A 13,431-nucleotide genomic window follows, 5' to 3' on the forward strand; every position below is an offset into this window, starting at 1 on the left:
ATAACTTAAAAGGAATTATAAAATGGCAACCAAAAAAGCCGGTGGTAGTTCTAGGAACGGAAGAGACTCGGCTGGTCGAAGGCTGGGAATTAAAAAAGCCGATGGACAATATGTAATACCCGGTAATATTATAGTTAGACAACGCGGCACAAAAATTCATCCTGGAACGAATGTAGGGTTTGGCAAAGATCATACAATATTTGCTTTGATAGAAGGTAGAGTAGAATTTTTAACTAAGCGAAATTATAAAATCGTGAATGTTAAAGAAATTGCCAGTGTTTAAGTATTACGGTTTGATCTACTAGTGTTACGTGGAACGAAAAATGCTTTTTATGGCATTGTTGTGTTGATTGGTAAAATCCACTTTGTCACCCCGTGGTTTGACTACAGGGTCCATAAAAATAATTTAAAGTACTAATATTATTAGTATTTTAAGCTGGATCCCATGATCAAGTCGCAAGATGACAATTGAAAACCGTTCTACACAATAATGTCTGTAAGTGAACTAGATGACGACAGGCGGAAATTAATTATATAACATAATATTCTATTAGGCTTTCTTTACTTATGGCCTTAATAATTCAAAAATTCGGTGGCACTTCCGTTGCAAATATTGATAGAATAAAAAAAATCGTTCCTATCATCAAAACCGAAATAGCTAAAAATAACCAAGTAATTGTAGTAGTTTCGGCTATGGCAGGTGTTACTAACCAACTTGTCACATTGTGTAATGAAGTATCAAGCCTTAACAACATTTCTCAATTTGCAGAATATGATGTAGCACTTTCTAGCGGTGAAATAGTCACTGCTTCATTACTAGCGCTCGCTCTTCAAGAAGAAGACATAAAGGCGCGGTCATTTCTAGCTTGGCAATTACCGATGCTCACCGATAATAATCATAGTAAAGCTTTAGTAGAATCAATTACTACAGATTTACTAGAAAAATATTTACAGTTAAATACCGTCCCTATAATAGCCGGTTTTCAAGGAATTAACAAATCCAATAGGTTAACTACTTTGGGCAGAGGAGGATCTGATACTACTGCCGCCTTAATCGCTGCAGCTATGAAAGCCGATAGATGTGATATTTATACCGATGTAGAGGGAATATTTACTGCTGATCCAAGAATTATTCCAAATGCTAAGAAGATAAAAGAAATAGATTTTTTAGAAATGTTAGAACTAGCATCAAGTGGAGCAAAAGTACTACACCCTAGAGCCGGAGAGTTAGTAATGCGGTATAAAATAGATATGCGTGTTCTGTCAACATTTTCACCGGATACAGAAGGTACGTTAATCACTTCAAAGGATAAAAATATGGAGAATGGGATTATTAACAGTATTACTTCTAATAAAAATTTATTAAAAATATCTGTAAAGAGCATTTCTTTAAGTTTTTTGCAAGTTGCAAATATGATTACACAAAACAATAATCATATTGAGTTTATGCAAGAGATAAAAAATAATAAAGAATATAGTTTTATTACGAATTTAACCGATAAAAATAATTTACAAGCTTTACTGACTAATTTAAAAGATGATAAGCAGATACAAGATTTTACTTTTGATACCGAAATTGCTACAATCTCTCTTATTGGTTATGGGATTAAAAATGATTGTAAATTACTTGAAACGATATTATCAAAGTTAACGAAAGATAATATAAATGTTAACATGATACAATTATCAGAAGTTAAAATTACCTTATTCATAAATGATCAAGATGCAGAAAAAACAATTTTTAATTTATATAATCTTTTTAAAATATCTTAGATTCTGCATCTGAAATTTAATTTATAGTAAAAGAAGTGGAAAAGACATGGCTCCTTCTACAGAAAAATTTTATAATTTGTGACAAAAAAAGTTAAAATAGATTAATTTAAATTTCATATATAAGACCTAAATACTTAATTCAATAGCTTAAATTTATTATTTTCATTATAATTATCTTCTATTTACTATTTATTAGTTATATATTAATAAATAAGTCTAAGAGGCTATCTATGAAGTTATTGTAACTCTCAATTTTTAGGAGTAAATTTTACAGGAAAAAATAATGAGCGAAGATATAAGGTCCAAAGAAAGATTTAATCGGATTAACGATATATCAGAAACAAATAAAGATGGGCCAGAAGAAATTAGAAATAATTTTAAAAAATTTGTACTGAATATATTAGAAACAGACAATATAACCCCGTATAAGTTAAGTGAAAAAACAGGTACTCATGAAACAGCGTGGAAAAATTTTTTAGATGGTCGTACAAAAATGCCTGATATGGGAGCAATTGTTGCTCTTGCAGATTATAAAAATGTTCCACTAGATGAAGTAATAGGCAGAGATATAAATAAAGCAAAAAAGATAACGGTAGAAATAAAACAAACTCCGGAAATATCGGCATCTATAGCTAAACTACCAAAAGATATACTTCAAGAAGCCATGTTGATAGGAGAAAAAACTAGAGGATTTATTCATAAACCAACAAATAAAGAGACAAAATCTTTTGCTAAACAAGTTAAAAGCTCTAATAAACCGAAAAAAAGGTCTATCTAAATAAAAATATGTTTTTCAATATTGATCCTAGTATAAAACCTAAAACCTTACTTGATATTCTAAAATGGAAAATAACTTCAAAACGACCAAAATGGCCGGACAGCACTGCCGCTTACTTCCACTGATATTCCACTACAAAAAATAACTAGCAATAAAAATACACAGCTAAATCTTGATCACTTCAGACAAGATGAATTTAATGACGAGTCTGCACAGTGTACATTAAGTAGGTGACTACAGACGAGTCCCCCGAAATGCATTAGTATCAAGCGATCGAGATGACGCTGTACGAGTAGCCTATGTAGGGCATGTAACCTTTTGAATTCAAATAGATGTTTTAAATATCTTAACCGATCGTGTATGGTCGGAGCGGCTTAGTCCTTTTACTTTTGCAGGACCAAAGAGAGTGGTAAAACCCGGTATTAATTTTACTGATTGACCTAAAATAGATGTTATATTAATAAGCCATAATCACTATGACCATTTAGACATCAGAACAATTAAAGATTTATGGGTACGAGATAAGCCTAAGATTATTACACCGCTAATGAATGACCTAATAATCAAAAAACATATTACCGATGCAGAAATTGTTTACCTTAGGGTGGGAAGATTCATATAAAGAACAAGAAATACAGCTAAATTCAAAAAGTTCCCAAGAAGATGAAATTAAAGGCGATGTAGAATTTTATTTAGAACCGACACAGCATTGGTCGACTAGAGGAATATTTGATAAAAATAAAGCATTATGGGGAACTTTTATCATTAAAACTAAGATAGGAGATATTTGTTTTATAAATGATTCGGGTTATAACGATACTCTTTTTAAAGAGATCGGAAAAAAACATAATATTTTAATAAGCCTTATTCCGATAGGTGCTTACGAACCAAGATGGTTTATGAAACCGGTGCATATGCATCCTGAAGAAGCCGTATTTACTCATTTGGACTTAGGCGCTAAATATTCTATAGCTAGTCATTTTGACGTCTTGCAATTAGCTGATGAAGCATTTAATGCCGCTCCTTCCTTTGGAACTCCGACAAGCTATGAAAAAACATAATATTGATGAAAATAAGTTTATTATCCCTGAAATAGGTGAATTTTTCCTATTTGATAAAAATGATTTATAGTTTATGAACTTAAATTAGATGTGTTTTGTCTACCCATACTATATGTTTTACTGGATCCCGTGAATAAATCACGGGATGACAGAGAGGAATAATAAGCTACACCAACCACCCCTGAGCGACACAAAATTCAGTTTATAATGGAGATAAAAGCATATTTATTACTGAATGAAAAATTGCCAATTTCTGATTTATCACGAGAAGAGAAAATAGAGCTACTAAATGGTTGCGCTTGGGGCGTTGCATTAATCCATAATATTCTACCACTTTTGACTTCTACTATTCCTATAAACATAAATATATTATCTGCATTACTTACTGAACAACCCAAAGCACTCATTAAAAAGCCACGTGTACGAGCTCCATTAGTCTTTATCATTTGCACATAATTAAGTAATACAAATATATCAGCTCCTGTTTTTTCTCCTAAAATTATAACAGGTTCACCTATATTTTGAGTCATTGAGAAAGCTTTTGCTTCAGGCCATAATAAAGGCGTATATAAAGCAGTATAAGCATTATTATAGGAGCTACGGAAACGAGATACTAAATAATCAAGCTTTTGTGTTCTAATATCTTTGTTGTGCAATAGCTTAACTCTTAAATCATTCTTCTGCATTGCTAAAGAAATTTCTTGTTTCAACAATTCTTCCAAATGATCTTCATAGTCATATTTACGTTCTTTGCAATTACCAATATCTAGCGTATATACTTCCGTTTGCATCCGTAAAACTAATATTTCCTTGTATAGATAAGATAATAAAAATTATAGATTTATGAAAAATTTTATGCATAACATTTAAATTTAAAGTTAAAAAAATTACAAATAAAGATACTTACATTCATTATTTTCGTCAAGATTTATTTTTTACCTATTACGGTTAAATAATATGGTCATAGAATAAGCAAGTACGGCAAACATGCAAAGATATAAAATCGGGAATAGGTTAAAATCAAATGATTTTATTACCTTTGCACAAATATAATTAGCAGTACCGGACATTAACATTGAGCCAATATTATGTCCTAAACTTATAACACGATAGCGTTCTTTAACTACAAAAGACTTAATAACTATACTATGAGCAAGAGCATTAAAAGGTGCAACTGATGCAGCTAACATTAAACTAGCTGCAAGCCCTAAATTAGTCATTTGATATTTTACTGCTATCACAAAAAATACACTTGCTGTAATAATACATATAAATGCGATTTTTAATACCGAATTAACTCCTAAGCGATCGGCAATAAAACCGGCAATCGGCATGCAAACAGCAAAACATATTACTATTAAGACCGAAAAAGAACTCATAATAATACCGACTGAAGGTAATATGATCGGTAAATATTGCTTCATAAAGATGATCGCAATTTGATATGTTGCTCCAAAACCTCCGGCTAACAATATTAACCGTGCAATATTTTTCCATTGCTTTTTAATTATAGAGCTAAGTTTTTCAATAGAATCTTGGCTATAGTGTGCTTTTTTAAACTCCGGTGTTTCATCAAATTTCCGGCGATAATAAAGAGTTATTAATGCAAGTGGTAAACTTAGTAAAAACGGAATACGCCAACCCCACTCCGGAAAAATATGAGAATTAAAGAAATTAGTTGCACCGATTCCGCATAATAAACCCATTACTCCTGTACATCTAATTATTGCCGAAGCAGTAAACCGGTATTTTGTTCCTAAATGTTCAATAACATAAATCGCTGCACCGTCATATTCCCCTCCAATAAAAATACCTTGCATGAAGCGACATAAAACTAAAATTATTGTACTCCAAACTCCTATCGAGGAATAATCGGGCAATAAACCTATTATTAAGGTAGGGATTACAATACCGATAATCGTAAAACTCAAGGCTTTTTTTCGACCGTATATATCCCCTATACGTCCAAAAATATAAGCACCCATAGGCTTTGATAAATATGCTGCTGCATAAACGGCAAAAACATTTACAAGCTTTGTTAATAGATCAGTACTGGCTGAAAAGAATTTATCAGCGATAATTGCCGCTGAAAAACCATATAAACTATAGTCGTAATATTCAATAATAGTGCCTAAAAAAGCACCGAGAACTTTATTGCGTGATTTTGTTTGTTTCATTTTAAAGGTATACTGTGAGTAAACGAAAAGTAGTTAGACGAAGTTTAATTTGAAAAAGAGCAAGGCGTCTTGAAGCTGATAACCGCAGCGTACACTAGTACGTGATGGTCAAAAAATATGAAACAACGACGCCAATTTTTCAAATTAAACGAGTATACATAACCGCTTTGGCCGTTACTTAAAATCCTTCAAAGACCTTTATGTAAAGGTGGACTTCATATATCTAAACTGAATTAGTATTAGACAGGGACGATGTCCTAAAAGTTAGTGGTAGTCCTAGGTTAATATTAAGCTCACGAACCAAGCAGCCAAGAGCTAATATATCACTTTCCCATTTTACGTGCAAGGTTTTCTAGGTAACCTGCTATAGTAGTTAAGGTTTCTACGAATTTTTCTTCGTCGGGATGATTTTTTTGAAGACCGTTTTTATTAAGTTTTTCTGTTAGACTAGCTATTTCAGCTTGCGCATTAAGTGATACCATAACTAATAATAGCTCAAAAGAGGCTGTGGGACTACCAAGTTTAATTTCCGCTATTTTATCATTCAATTTATTCGCTAAAGATAGTAATTCTTCCTCATCTCCATTATTACAATATAATTGAAAACTCTTGTTATTTAATGTTACCGTAACAATTGACATAATTATTTTTGCTGTTTTTTTAGTTCTTCAAATTCATTAATATAAATGTTAATTTGATCTAGCATTGTTATATAATTATCTTTTAATGCTTTATTTTCGTTTTGTAATTTTTGAACTTCATTTTGATTATTTACAAGCATACTCAACAAATCATCGAGTTTATGTTCTACTTCTTCCATTAATTTCTTTAGACTGCTTATATAACTTGCTTCTAAAGGTAATTTGTACGTCGATCCTGTACTTGCATCCTCACGTACGTCTATGTATGCTGCGGTGCCGCGTTCCGTGTCTCCTTCAAATGCCTCTTTATTAGCTTCGTTCTGTAAACAGTCTAATATTTCATTATCCATTTTCGTTTAAGCGTTAATTATGAATGGATGACTTACAATAATAATTGATAACATTATAATAGATATAAGTACTAATTGTTTTTTACGTTTATAATTTATCAATACCGTAGCTCTTTTATTATTTAATAATTTTTCAGTTTCGCTCTGTTTAGTAGCTTCTATCTGCTCTGTATTTCTATCTTTTACATTAAGATAATCCAAGTATAATTTTAAGTAACCTCTTACGTATACTTCTCCCGGTAAAACATCAAAATCATCCTCTTCTAAAGCTACTAAATATTTTTTTCTAATTTTTAAATCACTAGATACCTGATTTAAAGTTTTACCTGAATCTAACCTAATTTGCTTAAGCATTGACGACATAATTTACTCAAGTTTTTGTAAGAATATTTCAAATGTCTTGTTTGCTAAAATAATTATATTTAAGTCTATAGTTTCTTGAGCTTTAATTTCTTTAATAAAATCAAGAAAATTTCTAACTAAGTTATTATTATTACCAATCCATAAATTTAAATCAATAGTTGTTTTAGATTTATTAATTATTTTTATTAATAATCTACGTTGTTTGTCATATAAATCATCTTTTAGCGATTGAATACCTAAGCGACGCCAAAATGAATCGTTCAATTGCCTATCACAAGCTTTACGTAACCAATCAAGACTAAACATATCACTTATAACAAAATAAGCTTTTGCTATCTCTTTATTATTCCCTGAAGTCTGTTTTGTTACATATATAATGTCAAATACTGAAATTAAATTGTCAAATGTAGCGATAGTAGCAGCAAATGATTCCTCTACCCCGCTAGTGGTATAATAATTTAATTTTTCTTCAAATCTTATTTTAGTTTCTCCGACTAATAAAGTATCTACCGTTTTTCTTAAGTTTTGTGCAGGAACTCTAAACTCTTCTATAGTTTCACTAATATTAATAGGATGTTTTAAATTTTTAATAAACCACGAAATACCTCGACGCATTAATTTCGTTATTTCGGTAAACATGTCGATTTTTACATTGTAATCAATATTAGTAGGTAGCTTACTTATCGTTTCCCATATATCATCAAGGTCAAAAATTTCACAAATAATGGTATATGACCTTATTATATCACAAAGAGGAGCCCCAATCTCACGCTTTACAATACTAATAAGCGGTCCTCCAAGCTGATTAATTATTTTATTTATAGTAACGGTTTTAATAATCTCATGTTTAAGTGGATGAGATAAAATTTCATTACGAAACTTTTTTCGCATCATTTCAGGAAAATAATCTATAAGATATGCATCAAAATATTTATCATGGGAAAAAGTAGAATTAATTAACTCATGATAAGCAGATCTCTTACTATATGATAGCAATATGCAAAGCTCAGGACGAGTTAATACTTCACCGCTAATGGCTCTTCTATTCAATTCTTCTGCACTAGGCAAGAATTCATTTTCCCGCTCTAATACTTTTGCTTCTTCTAAAATATCTATAAATTGACTAAGTATATTAACAGTTAAAGTAGGAGATAGTTGCATAATTGTTATTGCTTCAGTTTGCTTATAATTATCAAGTAATACTAACTCTTCAACTTGCTTTGTCATATCGTTTAGAAGTTTATTACGTTCTTCTAAAGTAATTTTTCCTGAGGTTATCGCACTACTTAAAGCAATCTTGATATTTACCTCATGATCGGAGCAATCAACACCTGCTGAATTATCAATAAAGTCAGCATTTATACGTCCGCCTTTTTTAGCATATTCAACTCTACCTCTCTGTGATACCCCAACATTACCGCCTTCTGCTATAACTTTTGCTCTAATTTCTTCACCGTTACATCTAAGGTTATCATTTGCTTTATCACCGATTTCTAAATTACTTTCCGTTTTAGCTTTGATATAAGTGCCTATTCCGCCATTCCACAATAAATCAACATCTGCTTTTAAAATAGCTTTAATTAATTCTTCCGGTGATAATTCATTATCACTTATATCAAGTAATTTTTTAATTTCCGGTGATAATTTTATTAATTTACTACTGCGTTCAAATACTTTGCCTCCTTTAGAAATAAGCTTAGAATCATAATCAGACCAATTAGAACCCTTTAAATTAAATAAACGCAAACGCTCATTAAAACTTGATAAAGGATCAGGAGTAGGATCAATAAATATATGTTTATGATTAAAGGCAGCAACTAACTTAATAGCCTTTGATCTGAGCATACCGTTACCAAACACATCTCCCGACATATCTCCTATACCTACAACGGTAATAGGGTCTTTTTGGACATCTACCCCTAAAGTTTTAAAGTGATTAGTTACGGAAATCCAAACTCCTTTGGAAGTAATAGCCATTTTTTTATGATCGTAACCTGCAGAACCACCGGAAGCAAAAGCATCATCAAGCCAATAATTATATTCTCTTGCCACACTATTAGCATGATCTGAAAATGAGGCTGTACCTTTATCGGCAGCAACCACTAAATAAGGATCTTCTTTATCATAAATAATAACATCTTTTGGATGTACTACTTTACCGTCAATGATATTATCAGTTATGTCTAATAAACCTCTTAGGAAATTCTTATAACATTCTACCACTTTTTCCATATATTCATCACGAGTAAGCCCTTCCTCAGTAAAATGAACATAAAAGCCGCCTTTAGAACCGACAGGGACAATAACGGAATTCTTAGTCATTTGCGCTTTCATAAGCCCAAGGACCTCAAGCCTATAATCTTCTGCTCTATCCGACCATCTAAGCCCTCCGCGTGATACGGGACCGCCTCTTAAATGAACAGCTTCAAAATTTCTAGAATAAATAAATGCTTCGGCAAACGGGACAGGTTTAGGTAAATCCGGTACTTTTGAAGAATCAAACTTAAATGAAAAAATATGTTTATGTGGTTGATAGTAATTTGTTCTAGTAATAGCATTAACTATACCAAGCATATTACGTAGTACCTTATCTTCACTACTCATCTCAACGGTTACTAAGTAATTATTTAGTTTGTCTTTAATTACGTCACAATTATTATCCGAATGTTTAGGATTAAATTTTATATCAAATAGATTTACCAACATTTTTGTATATTCGGGATGTTTAAGTAACGTTAACTGTACATAGCCTTTACCGTAACTAAATCCCGTTTGATGTAAATATCTTGTTAAAGCTTTGACAAGTTTAACTTGCTTCCAATTAAAACCGGCAAGCACTATTAATTTACTTAAAGAATCATTAGCAAGCACCCCAAGTGCCATTTTGTCTAAAGCTTCTTCAACATTTATTTTTAATTCGGTAATATTATCCTTTACAGGTACAATAGAAGTTAAGATAAAATTATATATCCAGCTTTCTTTGATTTCGAGAGCCTCCTTAATTGCAAAAGTTTGTTCATCAATTGCTTTAAAACCTAAATTTTCTATTGGCGGCAATATGTTAGAAAGTGCAAGTTTTACTTTTGGACTATATATTTTTAAGTAAAATTCCGTTTCATTTACAGAAACTAGATTAAACATATATTTTTGTGACTTACTTGCTTCCGTTAGATATTCAATATCTACTAAAGCTATTTCCGGAGAAAATTTTTGCCTATAATCTGCCGGAAAAACATTATCAAAAAGCTTTAAATTAATACCTGCTTGATATTCGCCGAATTTTTTAGAAAGCTTAAAATAAAAATCTTCACTCCAACATGTAGAGATACGATCTAAATCTTGCTGTATTATTTCTGCTTCAAAATTTATTTTATGTTCCCCTTGTGCTTCAAGCGTTACAAAAAGATAAGAAAAATTACCGGCTACTTCGGTGATATAGTTGGATAAAATTTTACTACCGAATTTTTCTGCTAAATAACAATCTATCATATTATGCATTTCAGCCGTTAAACGTTCTCGTGGCAGAAAAATTATGATATTAAGAAAAGAACTAGACCAATCATATTGAATAAATAATTTAAGCTTCTTACTCATCATACTTGAGAGCATATGTAAACACATACAATATAAATCGCCTTGATCAATTTGTATTAAAGCTTCTCTCGGTAACGACTCCATTAAAATTCTTAACTTATCGGCATTATAACCAGATAATGCAAAACCGGCTTTCTCAATTACAAAATTAAATTTTTGTCGTAGGATTGGAATATTACTTATTGAATGGTAATACATATTTGAATTATATACACCGAAAATTATACTTCCCGAAATATATTCACCCGAAGAGTCAAATTTTTTCACTAAGATATAGTCGATTAAATTATCTGAATGGATAAGCGACGCACTATTTATTTTACCGAGTATTATTAATTGATTTTGATATAAAGGATTAGCAGAACATTTTATAATATCATCAATCTCGTCTTTTACTTCTTGCCATATTTTTGCTGCTCCTATTTCATTGCTTAATTTTAAAGATTTTACTTCAAAATCAAGAGCCCCTAATAAAACCAAATTATCGTTTTTTAACCAATTTAAGAATTCTTTAGCCTCTTTAAAATTTAATTTATAATTATCAATTATATTTTTAGATAAATCTTGTAATTTTGTGAGTAATTGCGGTAAATGGCTATAGCTTTGCTCTAACTTTTCTAATCTTTCATTTATAGCCTCGGTTAAAAATGTAGTAGTTTTATCGTCAAAATTTCCTAAAATGGTTAAATGTAGTATTGATTCTGATTTTTCATCCGACACAGAATTTTCTAATATTTTTTCTAATTCTCCTTTACTATTTCGGACACAGTTTATTACCGGATGGAGTAAAAACTTAGTTTGTAAATTCATGTTTTTAAGCAAACATATGATAAAATCAACAATATGCGGCTTATTATCAAGTAATATCAAGACATTTATTGCCGGATCATTTTCGATAACTGCCTTTGTTATTGCTATTTTTCTTGCTCTTGCTATCCTTTGCTTAAAAAACTTAAAGGCTTCATCTGCAAAATTTTGGAATAATTTTTCTCTATTCTCAAAATCATAATCTATCGGAATATAATTTAAAAACTTTTGAACAAAATCTATATATATGGAACTTGACTCATGTTCCTTGCTAAGTTCTAAAATTTTAGTTTTATAATTCGGGATTTGACAATTTAAACGGCTAAAGTTTAAAGAGGTTGTTTTTGGGGTCATGATTTTCTTAAGTAATAATAATATGATTATTTCTGTTGTTATTATATTATATAAAATAACTTAAGCAAGAGGCATAGAAAATAAGTGGAAACGATATTTGCACAAAGCTCTGCATTCGGTAAAGCAGGCGTAGCGGTTTTTAGGATTTCTGGTCCTAAAAGCTTAGAAGTTTTACAGCTACTTACCGGTAGAAAGGACTTTAAATCAAGATTAATGTATTATCAACAAATTACAGTCCCTGAAACTAAGGAGCTAATCGATAATGTTATGGTTGTTTATTTTAAGTCACCTGGTAGCTTTACCGGGGAAGACGTAGTCGAAATTCACACGCATGGCAGTAAAGCTATATCTATAATGCTGACAAATACATTATTAAATATAGCTGGTATTCGTTTGGCAGAAGCAGGAGAGTTTACCAAAAGAGCTTTTTTAAATAACAAATTTGATTTAACGGCAGCAGAGGGGATAGCCGATTTAATTAATGCCGAAACTATAATGCAGCATAAGCAAGCAATTAGACAAGCAAGCGGCAAACTTGAAGAATTATATAATAATTGGCGTAGTCAGCTTTTAAAAATTATCTCTCTGCTTGAAGCTTATATAGATTTCCCTGATGAAGATATACCTGATACCGTCCTTAATGAAGTTACTAATACTCATACAATTCTTGTAAATACAATATCGGAATATCTTAATGATAACAGAAAAGGAGAATTACTACGAAGTGGTCTTAAGCTTGCAATTATTGGTCCGCCAAACGTTGGTAAGTCTAGCTTACTAAACTTCTTAATGCAGAGAGATATAGCGATTGTCTCAAATATTGCAGGAACTACTAGAGATATAATTGAGGGACATTTAGACATTGGCGGCTATCCTATTATTTTACAGGATACAGCAGGTATAGGAGAAGAAAGTAGTGACATTATCGAGCAGGAAGGTATAAAACGAGCTATAAATTCAGCTAAAACAGCAGATATTAAAATTATAATGTTTGATGCCGAAAAATTAGACTCCTCTATAAATGGAGATATTATTAATTTAATTGATGAAAATACTATCACAATAATTAATAAAATCGATTTAATCAAAGCTAGTAAAATCTTTTCTATTGAAAATAAATATAAATGCTTAAGAGTTTCAGTAAAAAATAATATTGCTCTTTCAAGTATATTAAAAAATATTGAAAATATTGCCGAAAACATGGCAGGATTTACTGAAACTCCTTATATAACAAATCAGCGTCATCGTAACTATTTACAACAAGCTCTCTCACATTTAACGGCTTTTAGCTTAGATAATGATTTAGTTCTAGCAACTGAAGATATTAGAATGACGGCACGCTGCATCGGTGCAATTATGGGTGTTATCAACGTAGAAGAAATACTAGGCGAGATCTTTAAAAATTTCTGCATAGGTAAGTAATATTGTATAGCTCGTTCTATGTCATTCCTGCAAGGTATTATTGCATGGACACCAAATCGTCATTGCGACGGGAGGCAAAGCCTCGACGTGGCAATCTCAGGCATTTTGTAC

At 31.2% G+C, this 13,431-nt stretch carries 11 protein-coding genes, 1 other RNA gene and 1 pseudogene; 6 read left to right on the plus strand and 7 right to left on the minus strand.

Annotated elements, in window-relative coordinates; all coding sequences use genetic code 11:
• Nucleotides 1-22 precede the first annotated feature (22 nt).
• From rpmA to AB4K15_RS05210, 5 genes and pseudogenes are all read left to right on the plus strand, one after another.
• The gene (rpmA, locus tag AB4K15_RS05190) at nucleotides 23-283 is read left to right on the plus strand and encodes a 50S ribosomal protein L27 (protein ID WP_032073563.1); all 261 of its coding nucleotides are present in this window, start codon (nucleotides 23-25) and stop codon (nucleotides 281-283) included.
• Nucleotides 284-567: 284 nt separating this feature from the next.
• Complete coding sequence (locus AB4K15_RS05195; RefSeq protein ID WP_032073564.1) at nucleotides 568-1,773, plus strand: aspartate kinase; 1,206 nt, start codon at nucleotides 568-570, stop codon at nucleotides 1,771-1,773.
• A gap of 283 nt (nucleotides 1,774-2,056) precedes the next feature.
• Nucleotides 2,057-2,551 (plus strand): hypothetical protein, encoded by a 495-nt coding sequence (locus tag AB4K15_RS05200; RefSeq protein WP_032073565.1) that lies wholly within the window; start codon nucleotides 2,057-2,059, stop codon nucleotides 2,549-2,551.
• A gap of 445 nt (nucleotides 2,552-2,996) precedes the next feature.
• Nucleotides 2,997-3,204, plus strand: a pseudogene (locus AB4K15_RS05205) (MBL fold metallo-hydrolase); the annotation flags it as partial.
• A gap of 72 nt (nucleotides 3,205-3,276) precedes the next feature.
• On the plus strand, nucleotides 3,277-3,612 hold the full coding sequence (locus AB4K15_RS05210; RefSeq protein WP_500225209.1) for an MBL fold metallo-hydrolase: 336 nt from the start codon (nucleotides 3,277-3,279) through the stop codon (nucleotides 3,610-3,612).
• Between the two features lie 197 nt (nucleotides 3,613-3,809).
• Here AB4K15_RS05210 and AB4K15_RS05215 read toward each other — a convergent pair whose 3' ends face one another.
• The 7 genes from AB4K15_RS05215 to AB4K15_RS05245 form a co-directional block, all read right to left on the minus strand.
• Complete coding sequence (locus AB4K15_RS05215; RefSeq protein ID WP_500225179.1) at nucleotides 3,810-4,403, minus strand: hypothetical protein; 594 nt, start codon at nucleotides 4,401-4,403, stop codon at nucleotides 3,810-3,812.
• Between the two features lie 144 nt (nucleotides 4,404-4,547).
• Entirely contained in the window at nucleotides 4,548-5,789 is a 1,242-nt protein-coding gene (locus AB4K15_RS05220; RefSeq protein WP_032073566.1) for an MFS transporter, read from the minus strand.
• Between the two features lie 155 nt (nucleotides 5,790-5,944).
• Nucleotides 5,945-6,103, minus strand: a non-coding RNA gene (gene ssrS, locus AB4K15_RS05225) — 6S RNA.
• A 9-nt stretch (nucleotides 6,104-6,112) separates the two neighbouring features.
• On the minus strand, nucleotides 6,113-6,430 hold the full coding sequence (locus AB4K15_RS05230; protein WP_032073567.1) for a cell division protein ZapA: 318 nt from the start codon (nucleotides 6,428-6,430) through the stop codon (nucleotides 6,113-6,115).
• A gap of 2 nt (nucleotides 6,431-6,432) precedes the next feature.
• Complete coding sequence (locus AB4K15_RS05235; protein WP_032073568.1) at nucleotides 6,433-6,780, minus strand: palindromic element RPE1 domain-containing protein; 348 nt, start codon at nucleotides 6,778-6,780, stop codon at nucleotides 6,433-6,435.
• Between the two features lie 6 nt (nucleotides 6,781-6,786).
• Entirely contained in the window at nucleotides 6,787-7,143 is a 357-nt protein-coding gene (locus AB4K15_RS05240) for a helix-turn-helix domain-containing protein (protein WP_032073569.1), read from the minus strand.
• Between the two features lie 3 nt (nucleotides 7,144-7,146).
• On the minus strand, nucleotides 7,147-11,898 hold the full coding sequence (locus AB4K15_RS05245) for an NAD-glutamate dehydrogenase (protein ID WP_500225182.1): 4,752 nt from the start codon (nucleotides 11,896-11,898) through the stop codon (nucleotides 7,147-7,149).
• Nucleotides 11,899-11,982: 84 nt separating this feature from the next.
• Between AB4K15_RS05245 and mnmE the strand changes: the two genes are divergently transcribed.
• Nucleotides 11,983-13,320 (plus strand): tRNA uridine-5-carboxymethylaminomethyl(34) synthesis GTPase MnmE, encoded by a 1,338-nt coding sequence (gene mnmE, locus AB4K15_RS05250; protein WP_032073571.1) that lies wholly within the window; start codon nucleotides 11,983-11,985, stop codon nucleotides 13,318-13,320.
• Nucleotides 13,321-13,431: the final 111 nt, after the last annotated feature.

The sequence above is a fragment of the Rickettsia aeschlimannii genome, from assembly GCF_047973405.1.
GTDB classification, from domain to species: Bacteria; Pseudomonadota; Alphaproteobacteria; order Rickettsiales; family Rickettsiaceae; genus Rickettsia; species Rickettsia rickettsii.

Excerpts from the sequence above, each read along its gene's own strand:
- rpmA (WP_032073563.1), top strand. The coding sequence starts at position 23 with ATGGCAACCAAAAAAGCCGGTGGTAGTTCTAGGAACGGAAGAGACTCG.
- AB4K15_RS05195 (WP_032073564.1), top strand. The coding sequence starts at position 568 with ATGGCCTTAATAATTCAAAAATTCGGTGGCACTTCCGTTGCAAATATT.
- AB4K15_RS05200 (WP_032073565.1), top strand. The coding sequence starts at position 2,057 with ATGAGCGAAGATATAAGGTCCAAAGAAAGATTTAATCGGATTAACGAT.
- AB4K15_RS05215 (WP_500225179.1), bottom strand. The coding sequence starts at position 4,403 with ATGCAAACGGAAGTATATACGCTAGATATTGGTAATTGCAAAGAACGT.
- AB4K15_RS05220 (WP_032073566.1), bottom strand. The coding sequence starts at position 5,789 with ATGAAACAAACAAAATCACGCAATAAAGTTCTCGGTGCTTTTTTAGGC.
- AB4K15_RS05230 (WP_032073567.1), bottom strand. The coding sequence starts at position 6,430 with ATGTCAATTGTTACGGTAACATTAAATAACAAGAGTTTTCAATTATAT.
- AB4K15_RS05235 (WP_032073568.1), bottom strand. The coding sequence starts at position 6,780 with ATGGATAATGAAATATTAGACTGTTTACAGAACGAAGCTAATAAAGAG.
- AB4K15_RS05240 (WP_032073569.1), bottom strand. The coding sequence starts at position 7,143 with ATGTCGTCAATGCTTAAGCAAATTAGGTTAGATTCAGGTAAAACTTTA.
- AB4K15_RS05245 (WP_500225182.1), bottom strand. The coding sequence starts at position 11,898 with ATGACCCCAAAAACAACCTCTTTAAACTTTAGCCGTTTAAATTGTCAA.